At 72.3% G+C, this 16,874-nt stretch carries 17 protein-coding genes; 7 read left to right on the top strand and 10 right to left on the bottom strand.

What is annotated here, in order from left to right; genetic code table 11:
- The first annotated feature begins 42 nt into the window (after window positions 1-42).
- Entirely contained in the window at window positions 43-765 is a 723-nt protein-coding gene (locus ACZ56E_RS04590) for an alpha/beta fold hydrolase (RefSeq protein WP_471210950.1), read from the top strand.
- Window positions 766-835: 70 nt separating this feature from the next.
- Here ACZ56E_RS04590 and ACZ56E_RS04585 read toward each other — a convergent pair whose 3' ends face one another.
- The gene (locus tag ACZ56E_RS04585; protein ID WP_471210949.1) at window positions 836-2,032 is read right to left on the bottom strand and encodes a low temperature requirement protein A; all 1,197 of its coding nucleotides are present in this window, start codon (window positions 2,030-2,032) and stop codon (window positions 836-838) included.
- Between the two features lie 5 nt (window positions 2,033-2,037).
- Window positions 2,038-3,405, bottom strand: coding sequence for a dihydrolipoyl dehydrogenase family protein (locus ACZ56E_RS04580; RefSeq protein ID WP_471210947.1), 1,368 nt, complete (start codon window positions 3,403-3,405; stop codon window positions 2,038-2,040).
- A 241-nt stretch (window positions 3,406-3,646) separates the two neighbouring features.
- Here ACZ56E_RS04580 and ACZ56E_RS04575 point away from each other — a divergent pair, with 241 nt between their 5' ends.
- Window positions 3,647-4,252, top strand: a complete 606-nt coding sequence (locus tag ACZ56E_RS04575; RefSeq protein WP_471210945.1) for a Dps family protein — start codon at window positions 3,647-3,649, stop codon at window positions 4,250-4,252.
- 33 nt (window positions 4,253-4,285) lie between these two features.
- Here ACZ56E_RS04575 and ACZ56E_RS04570 read toward each other — a convergent pair whose 3' ends face one another.
- Both ACZ56E_RS04570 and ACZ56E_RS04565 read right to left on the bottom strand, forming a co-directional pair.
- Window positions 4,286-5,173: an SDR family oxidoreductase gene (locus tag ACZ56E_RS04570; RefSeq protein WP_471210942.1), complete on the bottom strand. Its 888-nt coding sequence runs from the start codon at window positions 5,171-5,173 to the stop codon at window positions 4,286-4,288.
- Window positions 5,170-5,634 carry a nuclear transport factor 2 family protein gene (locus tag ACZ56E_RS04565; RefSeq protein ID WP_471210940.1) on the bottom strand — a complete coding sequence of 155 codons (465 nt, stop codon included), beginning with the start codon at window positions 5,632-5,634 and terminating at the stop codon, window positions 5,170-5,172. Before ACZ56E_RS04565 ends, ACZ56E_RS04570 begins: the two co-directional genes overlap by 4 nt.
- Window positions 5,635-5,737: 103 nt before the next feature.
- On the opposite strand from ACZ56E_RS04565, the gene ACZ56E_RS04560 reads away from it, so the two are divergent.
- A complete protein-coding gene (locus ACZ56E_RS04560) occupies window positions 5,738-6,409 on the top strand; it encodes a TetR/AcrR family transcriptional regulator (RefSeq protein WP_471210938.1) in 672 nt (223 codons plus the stop codon).
- Here the strand turns inward: ACZ56E_RS04560 and ACZ56E_RS04555 are convergent.
- The 3 genes from ACZ56E_RS04555 to ACZ56E_RS04545 form a co-directional block, all read right to left on the bottom strand.
- A complete protein-coding gene (locus tag ACZ56E_RS04555; protein ID WP_471210935.1) occupies window positions 6,399-8,006 on the bottom strand; it encodes a chitobiase/beta-hexosaminidase C-terminal domain-containing protein in 1,608 nt (535 codons plus the stop codon). The two genes, ACZ56E_RS04560 and ACZ56E_RS04555, sit on opposite strands and share 11 nt — an antisense overlap.
- Window positions 8,007-8,152: 146 nt before the next feature.
- A complete protein-coding gene (locus ACZ56E_RS04550; RefSeq protein ID WP_471210933.1) occupies window positions 8,153-9,085 on the bottom strand; it encodes a SigB/SigF/SigG family RNA polymerase sigma factor in 933 nt (310 codons plus the stop codon).
- A gap of 83 nt (window positions 9,086-9,168) precedes the next feature.
- Window positions 9,169-9,954, bottom strand: a complete 786-nt coding sequence (locus ACZ56E_RS04545; RefSeq protein WP_471210931.1) for a VOC family protein — start codon at window positions 9,952-9,954, stop codon at window positions 9,169-9,171.
- Window positions 9,955-10,205: 251 nt separating this feature from the next.
- On the opposite strand from ACZ56E_RS04545, the gene ACZ56E_RS04540 reads away from it, so the two are divergent.
- Window positions 10,206-11,075, top strand: a complete 870-nt coding sequence (locus ACZ56E_RS04540; protein ID WP_471210928.1) for an alpha/beta fold hydrolase — start codon at window positions 10,206-10,208, stop codon at window positions 11,073-11,075.
- A gap of 38 nt (window positions 11,076-11,113) precedes the next feature.
- Here ACZ56E_RS04540 and ACZ56E_RS04535 read toward each other — a convergent pair whose 3' ends face one another.
- The gene (locus ACZ56E_RS04535) at window positions 11,114-13,081 is read right to left on the bottom strand and encodes a M13 family metallopeptidase (protein ID WP_471210926.1); all 1,968 of its coding nucleotides are present in this window, start codon (window positions 13,079-13,081) and stop codon (window positions 11,114-11,116) included.
- A 143-nt stretch (window positions 13,082-13,224) separates the two neighbouring features.
- Here ACZ56E_RS04535 and ACZ56E_RS04530 point away from each other — a divergent pair, with 143 nt between their 5' ends.
- Window positions 13,225-14,379, top strand: a complete 1,155-nt coding sequence (locus ACZ56E_RS04530; protein ID WP_471210923.1) for a hypothetical protein — start codon at window positions 13,225-13,227, stop codon at window positions 14,377-14,379.
- Between the two features lie 30 nt (window positions 14,380-14,409).
- Here the strand turns inward: ACZ56E_RS04530 and ACZ56E_RS04525 are convergent, their stop codons facing one another.
- Window positions 14,410-14,796: a PPOX class F420-dependent oxidoreductase gene (locus ACZ56E_RS04525; RefSeq protein WP_468606175.1), complete on the bottom strand. Its 387-nt coding sequence runs from the start codon at window positions 14,794-14,796 to the stop codon at window positions 14,410-14,412.
- 56 nt (window positions 14,797-14,852) lie between these two features.
- Here ACZ56E_RS04525 and ACZ56E_RS04520 point away from each other — a divergent pair, with 56 nt between their 5' ends.
- Window positions 14,853-15,449 (top strand): CGNR zinc finger domain-containing protein, encoded by a 597-nt coding sequence (locus ACZ56E_RS04520; RefSeq protein WP_471210921.1) that lies wholly within the window; start codon window positions 14,853-14,855, stop codon window positions 15,447-15,449.
- A 38-nt stretch (window positions 15,450-15,487) separates the two neighbouring features.
- Entirely contained in the window at window positions 15,488-16,258 is a 771-nt protein-coding gene (locus ACZ56E_RS04515) for a MerR family DNA-binding transcriptional regulator (protein ID WP_471211556.1), read from the top strand.
- On the opposite strand, the gene ACZ56E_RS04510 is transcribed toward ACZ56E_RS04515, so the two are convergent.
- The gene (locus tag ACZ56E_RS04510) at window positions 16,201-16,836 is read right to left on the bottom strand and encodes a M15 family metallopeptidase (RefSeq protein ID WP_471211553.1); all 636 of its coding nucleotides are present in this window, start codon (window positions 16,834-16,836) and stop codon (window positions 16,201-16,203) included. The genes ACZ56E_RS04515 and ACZ56E_RS04510 overlap by 58 nt on opposite strands.
- Window positions 16,837-16,874: the final 38 nt, after the last annotated feature.

Here is a 16,874-nt window from a genome sequence, read left to right as displayed (position 1 = left end):
GAACGATCACACACAACCAACTACCGACGAAGAGAACCCATCATGACCGCTCAGTCCACCCCCACCGTCCTGCTCGTCCACGGCGCGTTCGCCGACGCGTCCAGCTGGACCGGCGTCATCGAAGAACTCAAGAACGACGGCATCCACGTGATCGCTCCGCCGAACCCGCTGCGCGGCCTCGCATCCGACGCCGCGTACATCGCTTCCGTGGCGGGCCAGACCGACGGCCCGGTCGTGCTCGTCGGCCACTCCTACGGCGGCGCGGTCATCTCCGTGGCCGGTGCCGCCGATAACGTGACCGGTCTGGTCTACGTCGCGGCCTACGTCACCGAAGAGGGCGAGAGCCTGGCCGAGTTGCAGGACCGCTACCCCCTCTCGCCGCTCGGCAGCAACCTGACGGAGTGGACGTACCCCGTCGAAGGCGCCGAGCCCGCGGTCGAGTTCACCGTCGAGGCCGAGGCTTTCCCGGAGATATTCGCCGCCGACGTTCCGGCCGCCGTCACCGAGGTGCTCGCCGTCGCACAGCGCCCGCTGGCCGCCGTCGCGTTCACGGAGAAGGCCGCGACCGCCGCGTGGCACACGAAGCCCTCCTGGGCGGTCGTCGCCGGTGCGGACCAGGCGATCAATCCCGATGTCCAGCGTTTCGGCGCGGAGCGGGCCGGTGCGACGGTCGTCGAGCTCGACGGGGCGTCGCACGCCGTCGCCGTGTCCCGGCCCAAGGAGGTCGCCGACCTGATCCGTGACGCGGTGCGCGCGACGGGCTGACGCACGGCGGAACGCCCCGACGGTGCCCGGACAGACGGACACGGTCGGGGCGTTCTCGCGTTCGCGCTCGTCACCGCCGCGGCGCCGATGCCGATGCCGATACCGATGCCGACGCCGATGCCGATGCCGATGCCGATGCCGATGCCGATGCCGATGCCGATGCCGTAATGAGTACGACGAGCACCGCACCGGACGCCAGCGCGGGCGCCGGCGACCAAGTGGCCCCGAGCAGGCCCAGCACGGCCACCGGATACGGGGCCCACTCGGCCACGGACTTGAGGTGGGGCCGCAGGTGTACGGCCCAGACGGTGGTCAGAAAGACCGCCGCGGGGACGGTGACCGCCGCGCCTGCCGCCGTGGACGAGGTCTGCGCGTGGCCGGTGAGGTGATCGGCGTACGCGGCGAGACCGGCGCCCTCGGCGGCTGCCGACGCGAAGATCAGGTAGTGGCCGTAGGCCCACACGAACCTGCGGCGGTGCGTACGGTGCGTGGTGGCCAGCAGTGTGTGCGCGGGCCTGGCGAAGTACAGCCACCACAGGGCGAAGGTCGTGAGGAGGCCGCCGGCCGCCGTCGCGTACAGCTCTCCCGTGCTCTGGTGCCGTTCGAACGCGGTCCGGACGGCGACGGTGGCGGCCGCGACGGATTCGCCGAGGACGATGAGGGTGAAGAGCTCGTAGCGCTCGGCGATGTGGCGGGGGTGCCACGGCGTCATTCCGGCGGACTGGGCCCACACCGGTACGGAGACCTCGGCGGCGATCAGCACGACGATGCCGGGCAGCCGGGCCGCGTCCGGCAGGAAGAGCAGCGCCACCCAGCCGGCCTGGCACGCCGTCACTCCGGCGGCGAAGCGGAGGGCGGTGGACCGGCGCGCGGGGTCGGCGCGTGCCGCGCGCAGCCACAGGGCGGCCAGCGCGGTGCGCAGCACGACGTATCCGATGGTGACGACCCGCAGGTCCCCCTCCGCGAACGCGTGGGGGACACCTGCGGCGAGCACGAGGGAGCCCGTGATCTGGACGAGCACCGTCAGCCGGTACGGGGTGTCGTCCGGGTCGTACGCGGAGGCGAACCAGGTGAAGTTCATCCACGCCCACCAGACGGTGAAGAAGACCAGCGCGAAGCGCAGGACCCCGGTGGCGGACGCCCCGTGGGTCAGGGCCTCGTGCAGGCTCTCGGAGGCCTGCGCCACCGCGATGACGAAGCACAGGTCGAAGAGGAGCTCCAGCGAAGTGGCGGTCCGGTGCCGCTCCTCGGGGTCGCGGCCCCGCATGGCGCTCAGCGGAGCGCTCCGAGCGCGGCCTCGACCGTGCGGTGGAAGGTGGGGTAGGTGTAGATCATGTGCCGGAGCGTGTGGACGGGCACTTCGGCGTGGATGGCGACGTTCAGTCCGTAGAGCACCTCTCCGCCCGCCGGGCCCGCCGAGGTGGCGCCGACCAGCACGCCCCGGTCTGCGTCCTCGACGAGTTTGACGAAGCCCTCGTTGCCCGGTCCGTGGATCCAGCCCCGGGTGGAGGAGGTGAGGGGCAGCACGCTGGTGCGCACCCGCAGCCCCTGTTCCCGCGCCTGGCGTTCGGTCAGGCCGACGGCCCCTATCTCCGGGTCGGTGAAGGTGACGCGCGGCAGTGCCCGGTAGTCGGCGTCGGGGCCGGGCTCACCGAGGATGTCCCGGACGGCTATCTGCGCCTGGTACATCGAGACGTGGGTGAAGGCGCCGCGGCCGGTGATGTCACCGACGGCCCACAGCCCTTCCGCCGCCCGCAACTGCCCGTCCGTGGGCACGGCCCGGGCCATGGGGTCGAGCCCGACGGTGTCGACGGCAAGCGCGCCCAGGTCCGCCATGCGGCCGGTGGCCACCAGGAGCCGTGCGGCGCGCAGCGGCTCGGCGCCGCCTTCCAGGTGGACGGTGAACTGGTCGTCGCCGTGGCCGACTTCCCGTACGCGAGTGCCCGTCAGCACGGTGACGCCGTCCGCCCGCAGCGCCGCGGCGGCCAGTTCCCCGGCCTCGGGCTCCTCCTGGGAAAGGAGTCGGTCCTGCCCCTCGATCACGGTGACCGCACAGCCGAACCGGGCGAAGACCTGGGCGAGTTCGACGCCGATGGCGCCGCCGCCGAGCACGGCCATCGACTCGGGCAGCTCCTTCGCCGCCATGGCGTCGCGGTTCGTCCAGTAGGGGGTTTCCCGCAGGCCGGGCACCGACGGGATACGGGGGTGGGTGCCGGTGGCGAGGACGATGCCGCGCCGGGCCTCGATGGTGCGGTCGCCGACGGTGACGCGGCGCGGCCCGGCGAGGCGTCCTGTGCCCCGTACGAGGCGGCCGCCCTTGGCCGTGAGGCGGTCGGCCGCCACCTGGTCGTGCCAGTCGTCGGTGGCCTCGTCACGGATGCGTGCGGCGACTCTCCCCCAGTCCGGGGTGACGGTCGCCGTCCCGGCCAGGGCGGGTACCCGGCCCGCCTCGGCGAGCAGGTCGCCGGCCCGGATCATCATCTTGCTGGGCACACATCCCCAGTAGGGGCACTCCCCTCCGACGAGCTCCGCCTCGACCCCCACCACGTCGAGTCCCGCTTCGGCGAGTGTCCCCGCGACGTGTTCGCCGCCCGGTCCCAGCCCGACGACCACGACGTCCGCCCACTCGTGCGCGTTCATGCCTGCCTCTTCTCCGCTCGGTCCGCCCGCGGTCGGGGCGGTGCGGCCGACGCTAGGCCTGCCGCACGCCGGTCCCCCGCCCGTCAGTGCACGGGTGCTGGCCCGAGAGCGAACGACAGAAGCGCAGGTCACCGCCAGTGCACTCACCGGCAGCACGGCGTGCGCTGCGGGACAAGAGGGGCCGTGCGGACGCGCCTAGCGTTCCTCCGGCACACACAGCACAGCGCCGCAGGAGGCACACATGACCGACAAGACCCGGACCGCGGGCAGCAGTTCCCATCCGGCGGTGAACGGCAGCAGCCAGCCGTGGCTGCACCAGAAGGGCAAGGTGATCCAGGAGTACGGCACGGTCAAGCAGTTCCCGATCGGCCTGTCGTACGAGGCGAGGATGTACTCCTGCCAGCGGCTGAACCGGGTCCTCGCGGACACGCAGATCCTCTACGGCCTGTACAAGAAGCACCACTGGCTCATGCGCGGCGCGACGTTCTACCAACTGCACCTGGTCCTGGACAAGCACGCCGGTGACCAGCTCGACCTCGTCGACACGATCGCCGAGCGCGTCCAGTCCCTCGGCGGCGTCGCGGTGGGCGATCCGCGGCACGTCGCCGAGCTCACGTCGATTCCGCGCCCGCCGGACGGCGTCGAGGAGGTGCCCGCCATGCTGTCGCGGCTCCTGGAGGCCCACGAGACGATCCTCGTCGAGGCGCACGACGCGGCCGCGCGGACCGCCGAGCTGGGCGACGACGGCACGAACGACCTGCTGGTGTCGCAGGTGATCAGGACCGGTGAACTGCAGTCGTGGTTCCTGGCCGAGCACCTGGTGGACACCCCGCTCGTCCGCGCCTGACCGCTCCCCGGCAGCGGTGACGGAGCCGACGCGTCACCGCCGCCACACGGCCGCGTGTGCCGCGGCGAAGGCGGCGAACGAGCGGGGCGCGCGGCCCGTGACGCGTTCCACCACCGTGCTCGTACGGTCCTCCGCGCCCGCCGCGATCGCCTCGTCCATGCCCGCGAGCAGATCGGCGAACCGTGCCGGCATGCCGGTGGCGGCCAGCCGGTCCCGCATCGCCGTACGCGAGACGGGCCGGTGGCTGACCTGCCGGTCCGCGACACGGGAGATCGCCTCTGCGACATCGGCGTAACTCAGTGCCTGGGGGCCGGTGATGAGGTGGTCCGTGTTGTGCGGGTGCTCGTCCGTCAGGGCCCGCGCGCCGACCTCGGCGATGTCCTCGGCGTCGACGAACGCGACCCGGCCCTCGCCGGTGGCGGTGACGATCTCACCGGTTTCCCTGACGCTGTGCGCGTGGGGGTGGTCGCCGGTGAAGTTCTGCATGAACCACGAGGGCCGGAGCACCGCCCACTGCGGGAACCGCTGGCGGATCGCGCGGTACACCTCGCCGAGCCCATCGTCCGTCTCCGCGATGGCCGACGAGCCGAGCAGCACGACCCGTTCGACCCCCGCACGACGCGCCCGGTCGAGGAACGGGAGCAGGTGGGCGGCGGGGTCGGAGGCGGCGGTCGGCGGGACGAGGTAGAGGCGGCGCACGCCGTCGAGGGCCGGGTCGTGGGTCGCGGTGTCGTCCCAGTCGAAGCGGGCGGCCTCGATACGCGCGGTGGTGTCCGGTCGCGTCTCCGGGTGTCGGCTCGCCGTCCGCGTCCGGTGCCCTCGCGCGGCGAGGCGTGCGGCGACGCGGCGGCCGGTGTTGCCGGTGCCACCGGTCACCAGGACCGGCGCGTCCGTCGTCGCGCCCGGCCGGGCGGCGCTCATCGTGCACCGCCCGCGAACGGAGCGTCGGAACCGCCGGCGATCTCCAGGGCGGTCAGGGGGTTCCAGTAGTCGCGGTAGTGGGTGAACCGCCCGTTCTCGACGGTGACGACGACGATGTACGACATCTCGAAGTCCCGTCCCGTACGCACCGAGCGCCCCTGGGCACGCATCTCGACGATGACGACGTCGGGGTCCTCGGTCCGGTGGACCTCAACGTGCGGGATGGCGACGAGGTCGATGTGGTCGGGGTACGCGGTCATGTAGGCGCGGACGGCGGGCTTGCCGTCGAGGCGGCGCGGGGCGCCCGGCGGGGCGAAGGGGAACTCGCAGACTCCGTCCTCGGCCCAGAGGTCGATCCACCCCGCGAAATCCTTGGCGAGGAGCAGTTCGATGCCTCGCCGGAAGACGCCCTCGGGCGTGCTGTCGGGTGCTGTCACGTCCGGCGTGGTGGTGCCTGGCATGGTCGTGCCCTTCCACGGCTGTGGCCCGGCCCGCGCTAATATGCGGACCAGCGGTCCGGAACAACGATACGGACTGTCGGTCCGCTTTTCCAGTGGAGGCACGATGACACCACCCCCGCGCAAAGAACCACGCAAAGAACCACGCAAGGAGCCACGCAAGGAGCCGCGCAAGGAGCGGGCCGACGCCCAGCGCAACCGCGAGGCCGTACTGGCCGCCGCGGAGCGCCTGTTCACCGAGCGCGGCGCCCCCGACCGCGTCTCCATGGACGACATCGCGGCCGCCGCCGGGGTCGGCAAGGGCACGCTCTTCCGCCGCTTCGGCGACCGCGTCGGGCTGGTCAAGGCGCTCGTCGAGCAGCGCACCGAACGGCTCCGGGCCGACGTCGTCTCCGGTCCCCCGCCCCTGGGCCCCGGCGCCCCCGCCGACGTACGCGCCCTCGCCCTCCTCGACGCGCTGCTGCGCCTGAAACTGGACACCCGCCCGCTGATGCTCGCCCTGGAGAGCGCCGGCAGCGGCAGCCCGTACCGCAACGACACCTACGCGCTGTGGCACGCCGAACTCACCTTGCTGCTCACCGAGGCCCGCGGCGAGCGGGACGCCGACTTCCTCGCGCACGCCCTGCTCGCCGCCGTGCGCAGCGACCTCATCGAGCACCTGTGCGCGAACGGCGTTCCGCCGCGCCGGATCCACGACGGGGTGGCCGCCCTCGCGCGCGCGACGCTGGCGGACGACGCCGCGCGATCAGCCCCCGAGCACCCCTCGGTCAGCCCTTGAACGCGAGCTTCGCCTCCGGTGACGTGTTCCCGTACGCGTCGACCGCGCGCACCCGCGCCACATAGCGGGCGCCGTCCCGGGTGGCGGGCAGCGGGATGTCCAGGGAGTTGGGGCGCGGCATGAAGTAGTACTCGGCGAGGACCTTCGTCGAGAGCAGCTTCGCGCCGCTCGCCGTGTCCTCGATGTCGACTCGGTAGTGGTGCACCATCTGGTCGTCGTGGGCCTGCCGGACGCGCAGCACAGGACGCCCTCCCACCAGGTCGAGCGGGCGGCGGGTGGTGAACCGGGGCGCGGTCGTGTTGCGCCGGGCGTCCGTGTAGGTGAAGCCGTCCTTGATCTGCTGGGGAGTGCTGCCTTTCAGGCGTACGGTCCACGTCGGTCCGCTGAGGGTGCCCGCGCTGGCGTACGGGGGCTGCCAGTTGGCGGACCACTGGCCTCCGGTGTAGATGTCGTGCTTGTCCGCGGCCATGTTGACGCGCGCGATCTCCGTGCGGTCGCGGTACACCTCGACGAACAGGGCCTGCGCGGTCGGGGCCTCGAAGCGGTCCGCCAGGCCCGTCTCCGTGACCGCCTGGTAGCCGTGGTCCATCTCGACGTACGACATGGATCCGTCGTTGACGGCGGTGAAGTCACGCTGGTGGACGGAGCGTTCGTCGTTGATGTTCAGATGCGAGTGGCCGGAGAAGTAGATCACCTGCGGATGGGCGCTCAGGTCCTCGGTGAGCCGGGGGTTCGAGGCCTGCTGGCCGTCCATCGCGGTGCCGGGCGCGGGGCGGTGGCCCTGCACGAGGATCGGCGTGTGCGCGTTCGCCGGGTCGGCGGTGAGCTCGGCGAGCCGCTTCTTGAGCCAGGAGCGCTGCGCGGAGCTGGAGTTGTACGTCTCCGTGTTCACGGTGAACACGTGCAGGCCCCGCACCGTCGACTCGTAGTAGCCGCCGCCGGAGTCGGGGAACCAGTCGCGCGGGTAGTGGGCGCGGATGTCGGTGAGGCTCGCGTCGTGGTTGCCGTTGGAGAGCAGGACCTGGGTGTCGTCCATGCCCTTGCGCTTCAGGTTGGCGTGGAAGATCTCGGAGACGATGCGGTGGTCGCCGCCGCGGCCGTCGCCGTTGTCGTTGATCATGTCGCCGTTGGAGAGGATCGCGTCCGGCTCGGGGAAGACCGACGCGATGGTGTCGAAGTAGCTCTCGTACTTCTTGTCGTTGTTCTTGTGGTCGCCGATGTGCACGTCGGACATGACGACGAGGCGCGCGAGGGGCTTCTCCGCGGTCCTGACGAGGTAGCCGGCCGACACCGGAGCACTCACCCGGCCGCCGCGGAACGCGACGGCCGTGACGTTGGTGTCCTTAGCGATACGCAGCGGACGGCCCGGCACGAACACGCGGCTCGTATGTGTGGGCGTGGTGCCGTCCAGGGTGTAGCGGATCGTGCTGCCGCGCTCGGCCCGCAGGGTCAGCGAGACGGGATGCGCGTAGCGGCCGCCCGCGCTGCTGAAGGCGGGTGCCGCCGCTCCGGCCGCCGCCGGGGCCGACGCCTCGGCGGCGGCCGGGAGCAGCAGCGCCACACACGCGGAGGTGATCACAAAGGGGGTGCGTCTCACGGGGGATCCTTGCCTCTGGCCGGGCCCGCGGTGCGCGCCGCCCGGCGTGAACTCGCGGGAACTCCCGCGACGCTAGATCCCGTTGATGAGGTAACGAGGCCAGACCAGTTACCTTTCGGTGACTCGTCCGTGAACCGCTTCCACCGCTACTCCTGCGTCAGCAGGCCCGTGCGCAGGCGGGCCAGGGTGCGGGCGAGCAGCCGTGACACGTGCATCTGCGAGATCCCCAGCACGGTGCCGATCTCGGCCTGGGTCATCTCCTGCCCGAAGCGCATCTCGATGATGCGGCGCTCCCGTTCGCCGAGCTCCGCCAGGAGCGGCGCCAGGGCGTGGACGTTCTCGAAGACCTCGATGGCGGAGTCCGGCTCCCCCATGACGTCGGCGAGTGAGCGGCTGCTCCGGTGCGTGTCGCCGTCGTCGCTCCCGCCGTGCTGGGATTCCAGGGACCCGGCCGCGTAACCGTTGGCGGCGACGAGCACTTCGAGGATCTGCTCCTGGGTCACGTCCAGGTCCGCCGCGAGTTCGTTGACCGTCGGCTCGCGGCCGAGCTCGGCGAACAACTGCTCTCTGGACTTCACGAGTTCGGAGCGCAGCTCCTTCAGTCTGCGCGGGACGTGCACGGCCCAGCTGGTGTCGCGGAAGTGGCGCTTGATCTCGCCGAGGATGCAGGGGACGGCGAACGACACGAACTCGAAGCCGCGGCTCAGGTCGAACCGGTCGATCGCCTTGATCAGGCCGACGGTCCCGACCTGGACGATGTCCTCCATGTGACCGTTGCCGCGGTTGCGGAACCGGCCCGCCACGTAGTGCACCAGCGAGAGGTTCATCTCGATCAGGGTGTTGCGCGCGTACAGGTAGTCCGGTGAGCCCTTCTCGAGGGTCTCCAGCCGCTCGAAGAAGAGCTTCGACAGCTCCCGGGCGTCCTTCGGCGCGACCTGGTCGGCCTCGATCCGCGGCAGCCCCACGACCTCGTCCCGCGACGGCAGGGCCGGCCGCGCGGACCGGGGCGGCTCGGCCGGTCGGGCGGTCTGGACCGGCTCGGCCGCTCGGGTCGGCTCGACGGTCGTGTCCACACCCATTGCCCCAAGAAACATCGTCAGATTCCCCATGCTCTCGACTTGCCCGCGACTTGCCCGCGCCGGCGATGACTCCACTCGCGCGCTCAGCTCGCGACCACCGTGAAGGGGATGCCTTCGCGGTCCTCCAGCACCGCCTCACGCCGGTGGGAGGACCCTTGCGGCGGCGAGACGACCCGACCGCCCCAGATCACGGCAGCGGCGGCGGCCGCGTCGACGTCGGCCACGCGGAAGCACGCGTGCCAGCGGTGGTGGCCCTCGAAGCCCGGCGGCGTGTCGTCTCTGAGCGCGGCGACCGTGCGCAGCCCGTCCCGCACCAGGATCTGCCCGTGGGCGTACTCCACCTCGCAGCTGTCGTCGGCCCCGTCGGCCCAGCCGAGCGCGCCCCCGTAGAAGAGGGCCGCGGCGAAGATGTCCCGGGTGTGCAGTTCGAGCCGGGCGACCGGGCCGTCCCCGACCCGCCAGCTCTGGTCGGGAGCCTGCTGGCGCAGACCGAACACCGCGCCCTCGGGGCCCGCCACCACGGCGATCCGCCCGGCGCCGGTCAGCAGCGGCCCGACCGCCACGGTGGCGCCGCGCTCACGGAGCCGGGTCACCGCGACGTCCACGTCGTCGACGGCGAAGTACGGCGTCCAGGCCGCGTGGTCGCCCAGGTCGCACGTCGTCTCGCTGATGGTTCCCACCGGCGCGCCGGCCCGTACGGCCAGCGAGCGCGGCCTGCGCGGCGAGCCGAGCAGCGGAACGTGGCACCAGCCGAGGACCCGGCCGTAGAACTCCTCGGCGGCCCGCAGGTCCCGGGAGGCGAGGCTCAGCCAGCACGGCGCACCGTGCGCCTGCCGCAGGGCGCCCGGGGGCAGGCTCCCGGCGGACACGGTCGGTTTCCGGTCGCCGACGGGTATCAGCCGCGTTCCGCCGCCCCTCCGCAAGGTGCTCTCCCCGGCCCATACGCGTCGTGTCTCCCTCGGCACTGTCACGGCACCCTCATCTCGGTCGCTTGCCCCCACGCGGTTCGTGCGGTCTCGCGAGTGGTGATTCCGCAGAGGGGAGCCCGCATACCGGGACTTTCCTCACTCACCTGAGGGGCCAAAGACCTGCCTTCGCTCCGGTCTGGCAAGGTCACCCCATGACTGCCTTCGCCGCGCCGGACGGAACCCAGCTCGCCTATCACGTCCTCGGGGACGGCGGAGGGGCCGGCCCGGGTGCCCGTGACGTCCCTCCCGTGGTCTGTCTGCCCGGCGGCCCGATGCAGGACTCCGCGTACCTCGGTGACCTCGGCGGACTCGCCGCGCACCGCCCGCTGGTCATGCTGGACCTGCGCGGCACCGGCGGCTCCGCGGTCCCGGAGGACCCCGCTTCGTACCGCTGCGACCGGCTCGTGGACGACGTGGAGGCCCTGCGCCGGCACCTCGGTCTCGACACGGTGGACCTGCTCGCGCACTCCGCCGGCACCAATCTCGCCGTGCTGTACGCGGCCCGCCACCCGGAGCGGGTCGGCAAGCTGGCGCTGATCACGCCGAGCGTCATGGCGGTGGGAGTCACCGTCGATGGCGCCGTGCGGCGCGAGACGGCGCTGCTGCGGCGGGACGAGCCGTGGTTCCCGACGGCTTTCGTGGCCCTGGAGGAGATCGTGGCGGGGCGGGCGACGGCCGACTCCTTCCAGGCCATCGCGCCGTTCGCGTACGGCCGCTGGGACGCGGCGGCGCAGGCCCATCAGGCGGCCGAGGGCCCGCAGCGCAACGACGAGGCCGCGGCCGCCTACGGCGCCGAGGGCGCCTACGACCCGGCGGCCACGCGCGCCGCGCTCGCACGCCACGGGGGCCCGGTCCTGGTGCTGGCCGGGGAGGCCGACCTCAACTCACCGCCGCCCGCGGTGGCCGAGGTCGCGGAGCTGTTCCCGGACGCCGAGCTCGTCGTGCAGCCCGGCGCCGGACACTTCCCCTGGCTGTACGACCCGGCCGGGTTCGTGGCGGCCACGGCGGCGTTCCTCGCCTGACCGCCGCGCCGCCTCTCCCCCGGCCGGGACGTCCGGCGTCACCAGATCCGGACGCGCTCCGACGGGTCGAGCCACAGCCCGTCGCCCTCGGCCGTGCCGAACGCCTCGTGGAACTCGTCGAGGTTGCGGACGATGTTGGCGCGGAACTCCGGCGGCGAGTGCGGGTCGATGGTGAGGTACTGCTGCTCCTGCTGCTTGCGGCGCTTGGTGCGCCAGCAGTACGCCCAGTTCATGAAGAGCCGCTGCGAGCCGGTCAGGCCGTCGCTCTCGGGCATCGGCGCGCCGTCGAGCGCGATGAGGTACGCGGTGTGCCCGATGGTGAGGCCGCCCAGGTCGCCGATGTTCTCGCCGACGGTCAGCGAGCCGTTGACGAACTCGCCGGGGAGGTTGCGGGGCGAGAACGCGTCGTACTGCTTGATGAGCGCCTTCGACTTGCCCTCGAAGGCGGTCTTGTCGGCGGCGGTCCACCAGTCGTTGAGGTTGCCCGCGCCGTCGTACTGCGCGCCCTGGTCGTCGAAGCCGTGGCCGATCTCGTGGCCGATGACCGCGCCGATGCCGCCGTAGTTCTCGGCCGGGTCGGCGTCGGGCGAGAAGAAGGGCTTCTGCAGGATGCCCGCGGGGAAGCAGATCTCGTTGGTGCCCGGGTTGTAGTACGCGTTGACGGTCTGCGGCAGCATGAACCACTCGTCGCGGTCGACCGGCGCGCCGATCTTGGCGAGCTCCCTGTCGGACTCGAACGCGGCCGCCGCCTGCGCGTTGCCGAGGAGGTCGTCGGGCGAGACCTGGAGCGTGGAGTAGTCGCGGAAGGTGTCGGGGTAGCCGATCTTGGGGCGGAACGTGGCGAGCTTCTCGTACGCCCGCTCCTTCGTCTCGTCGGTCATCCAGTCGAGGCGCGCGATCGACTGGCGGTAGGCCTCGAGGAGGTTGGCGACGAGGTCGTCCATCATCGCCTTGGACGACGGCGGGAAGTGCCGTGCGACGTACTCCTTGCCGACGGCCTCGCCGATGGAGCCCTCCACGAAAGCGACCGCGCGCTTCCAGCGGGCGCGCAGCTCCGGGGTGCCATTGAGGGTGCGGCCGTAGAACTCGAAGTTGTTGCGTACGAACTCGTCCGACAGGTACGGCGAGCAGGCGCGCAGCACACGGGCCAGCGCCCAGTCGCGCCACTGCTCGATCGGCACCTCCGCGAGGACCGCGGAGAGGTGGATGAGGTAGGACGGCTGGCGGACGCAGGTCTCCGCGATGGTGGCGTCCGAGCCGCCGAGCGCGGCGGCATAGCCGCGCCAGTCGAACTCCGGCGCCAGGGCGGTCAGCTCGTCCAGGGTGGTGAGGTTGTAGGTCTTCAGGACGTCGCGGGTCTCGGCCCGCTCCCAGTGGCCCGCCGCGAGCTTCGTCTCCAGCGCGAGGACGGTCCGCGCGGCGGCCGCGGGGTCCGCGTGCCTGCCGAGCGTGAGGAGCTCGGTGAGGTGGGCGACGTACTTCTCGCGGATCTCGGCGAACTTCTCGTCGCGGTAGTACGACTCGTCGGGCAGGCCGAGGCCGCCCTGGAGGATGTTGAAGAGGTAGCGGTCGGAGTCGCGGTCGTCCGAGTCGATGTACGAGCCGAAGAGGCCGGAGCCGCCGATCCGCTCGAAGCGGCCGAGGAAGGCCGCGAGCTCCCGGGTGTCGCGCAGGGCCGCGACCTCGTCGATCAGGGGCTGGGCGGGGGCGAGGCCGCGGGCGGCGATGGTCTCCTCGTCCATGAAGGAGGCGTACAGGGCGGCGATCTTGCGGGCGTCCTCGGAGGTCGCGCCCGGATCGGCGGCGGCCCGCTCCGCCAGCTCCTGGATGATCGTCTTGACCTGCTGCTCCGCGGTGTCGGCCAGCTGCACGAAGGGGCCCCAGCTGGAGCGGTCCTCGGGAATCTTCTCGGTGTCGAGCCAGGCGCCGTTGACGTGACCGAAGAGGTCGTCCTGCGGCCGGATCTCGGGGTTCATGCCCGGGCGGGCGTCATCCAGAATGCTCATCCAGGCAGCCTATGCGAGCGGCCGGCCGGCCCTGGGCCGCCCGGCGCCGACCGGCACATCAACTCGCGTGCAAAACGTCTCAATAGGAGCGATAAAGTATCGCGTCAACCTCTTGTACGCCTGTGACACCCAGGAGCCCTTCCGTGAGCGTAGCCATCGTCCCGTCCCAGGAAGCCGCTTCCGCCGGGGAAGCCGCTCCCGCCGCCGGGGAAGCCGTCGACGCGGCGGCCCTGGTGGCCGCGGACGCCCGTGACTTCGGGGCGTACGCCCGCACCGGCGGCTGGGCCTTCGGCCTGAAGGTCGCCCGCAGTGTGCGGCCGGGCGGGCAGAGCGCCGGTGAGACGCCGAAGGTGTCCGCCAAGGAGTTCGCCGAGCTGGCGGGCTGCTCGGCCGACCGCGTCATGCGCTACTACAAGGCCTGGGACAAGGCCGCCGACGACGGGATGGTGCCGCACTTCGAGGCGCTCTCCCCCGGCATGGAGGTCGAACTGCCGGACGCCGACGTCTGGTTGTCGTACTACACCTCGCGCTCCAGCGCCCTGACGCAGCGCGGCGAGGCGATCACGGAGGCCGCCGAGGCCGAGGGCATCCGCCCCACCAAGGCCCTGGAGGTCGCGGAGAACCCGACCGCGCTGCGCGCCGCGATCCTCGCCGACCCCGGCACCGCGGAGGCGGCGCGGAAGGCCCTGATGGACCGTCTCGGCGAGGACCCGGCGCTGCGCACGGAGCTGGTCCGTGACATCGTCCGCGCCGACGACCTCAAGAAGGCCGTGGCGGCCGAGTCCAAGGCGGGCGACCGGGTCGACTACGTCCGCCAGATCGTCGAGAAGGGCCAGGTCAAGACGCCCGCCGGGCAGATGATCGACGCGCCCGCCGAGCTGCGCGAGGAAGCGGAGCGCCACCTCTCCCTCATCGACGAGCTGGACGACGGCGAGGAGTCCGGCGAGTGGGCGCGCGAGGCGTACGACACGGTGCGGGACATGGTGGCGCAGACCGTCCAGAGCGACCCGGAACTGCGGGTGCAGGAGCGGCGCGCGAAGTTCTACAGCAGCCTGCAGAAGGCCACGAAGGTCTTCGAGGAGCTGACGTTCGACGATGTCGACGCGGCCGAGGAGATCCGCGACATCTACGAGGACGACATGGTGAAGCGCCTCGAAGACCTCCAGCAGGCCATCGGCGCGTGCATCACGGCTCTCCGCACGGCGACGGCCACGCCGGCCGCTCAGGAGACGACGCCGTCGCCGGCCGCCCCGGCCGGCCAGGTCGAGAGCCTGCCGGACGAGTGGGACGGCTCCTGACCGGACCTGCCCGCCGTCGGCGCGCCCGCTTCAGCGCGTGAGCGTGATGCGGATTCCGACCGTGCCCTTGAGGCCGCGGCGGATTCGGCTGCCGAGGAGGGTGAGGAAGCCGGTCACGCCGTACTTGTGGAGGATGCGGGTGCGGTAGGACGCGGTGACGTCCGGCGAGCAGATCTCGGCGGTGGCGGGCACCTGCTCGCCCGTCGGGTTGCCCCGCCGGTCGCACGGGCCGACCATGACGTCCGCGCACCGGCGGATCCGCTTCACCTTCCACGAGTCCACGGGCGTCCAGATGCCGAGGGCGTCGCCGTCCCCGACGACCCAGACGGGAGTGGGTACCAGGGTGCCGTCCTTGCGGGCGCTGCTGACCAGCAGGTACTTTCCGGCGCTGAGCTGCGTCAGCAGGGTGTCGACCATGCCGAGAGTCTAGGACTCCGGAGAGGACATCTTCCGTAACCTCCTATTCTGGTTACATGGCCCAGTCCCCCGGCATTCCGATGCGCTCCCGCAGCGGGTCCACCTACCGCTTCGACCCCGGGGCGCTCTGCCTGGAACTGCTCACCACCGGGGGCCCGGGCGAGTTCCGGCGGTACGAGGTGCTGCACGCGCCCGGCGACCTCGCCGCCTGGGCGGAACGCTCGCGGCTGACGCCCACGCCCTCCCTGGAGGTCTCCGACGACGAGGTGGCGGCCGCCCGGCGGCTGCGCGACGCGCTGTTCCGCGTGACGACCGCCCAAGCCGTGCACGAACCCGCCGACCCCGCCGACATCGGCACCATCAACGAAGCGGCGGCCCATGCCCCGCTGGCCCCCGCGATCCGACCGGGCGGCGAGCGCGGCTGGGTCGGTGCCGCCGACGGCACCCGGCTGCTCGCCACCGTCGCACGCGACGCCGTGGAGCTCCTTACGGGGCCGTTCGCGCACCGCATACGCATGTGCTCGGCCGGCAACTGCTGTCTGATCTACGTCGACACCTCACGCCCCGGGCGGCGCCGCTGGTGCTCGATGGAACACTGCGGCAACCGCAACAAGGTACGGACGCTCCGCGCGCGCCGTTCCGAGGATCGCTGACGAGCAGATCGATGAGCCGACGGAACGCGGGAGAGCGCATGGGGGCGGGAGCGGAGCGGACCGACGGAGCTCCTGTGCTCCGCCCTGTCGATCTCGCGCGTGCGGCCGGTGTCTCCCCGCAGCAGATCCGCAACTACGCCGACGCGGGCATCCTGCCGCCCACGCCCCGCTCCCCCGCCGGATACCGCAGATTCGACGCCGGGCACCGGCAGGCCCTGCTCGCCTACCGGGCCCTGGTCCGCGGGCACGGTCCTGGCCCGGCCCGGGAGGTGATGCGGGCCGTGCACGCCGGGGACGTGCCGGGGGCGCTCGCCCTGGTCGACGCCGGGCACGCCCTGCTGCACGAACAGCGGAACTCACTGCGGACCACGGGGAAAGCGCTGGAGGCCGTCGCGGAGGGCGGACCCGCCGCCCCCGCGCTGCCGCGGTCGCCGCTGCGCATCGGGGAGGTGGCCGCCCAGCTGGGCGTGCGCACCTCGGCTCTGCGGGTCTGGGAGGCCGCCGGACTCCTGACGCCGTCACGCGATCCGGTGACGCACTACCGCTCCTACCTCCCCGCCGACGTCCGCGACGCCCGCGTCGTCCACATGCTGCGGCAGAGCCACTACCTCCTGCCGCAGATCGGTCCCGTCCTCGACGACCTGCGCCGCAGCGGCGGCGTCGGCGCGCTGCGCACGGCCCTCGCGGAACGCGGGGCCGCGCTGGACCTGCGGGCGCGGGCGATGCTGGAGGGCGCGGCCCACCTGCACCGCTACCTCACGGACGGTCCGTACAGCGCCGCCGGCGCCCCCGAGGCCAGGGCCCAGTAGCGGTCCCCGTACGACCAGTGCCACCACTCGGTGGGGTAGTTGACGAGCCCCGCGCCCGTGAGGGCGGCTCCGAGGATCGTGCGGTGGGCGCGCGCCTCGGCGCTGATGTTGGCCGCGCCGGTGTAGCAGGCGCCCGCGCTCTCCTCGGGGTCGGCGTTCATCCGGGTACCCAGGTCCAGCTCGCGCCCTTCGGCGTCGGCGAGCGTCAGGTCGACGGCCGCGCCCGCGCTGTGCGGGGCGATGTCGGGCGGGGAGACGTACCGGCTGGTCGCCGCGTGTATCTCGGCGGCCGGCCAGCGCGGGTGGAGGGCGCGCAGCTGCTCGGCGTACTCCTCGAAGTAGTCGCGTTGCAGCGACGGCGGCCGGTAGCCCTCCACGAACAGCAGCCGCAGTCCCCTCGGCAGCAGCTCCTCGGCCCGCAGGAGGCGCCGCAGGACACCTTCGCGCAGGAGTGCGAAATCGTCCCCGTCCGCCGCCTGTTCGCGCACGTCGACCAGGAGGCCCGAGCCGTCCCGTACGTCGACGAGCCGCTCGCCGCACTCCTGCACGGGGACGGCGGCGACCCGCGGGTCCGACATGAGGACGATCTCGCCCGCCTCGCCCGCCCCTCCCGCGA

The organism is Streptomyces sp. NPDC039480, assembly GCF_055597165.1.
This window is presented reverse-complemented; position numbering and strand designations above follow the sequence as displayed.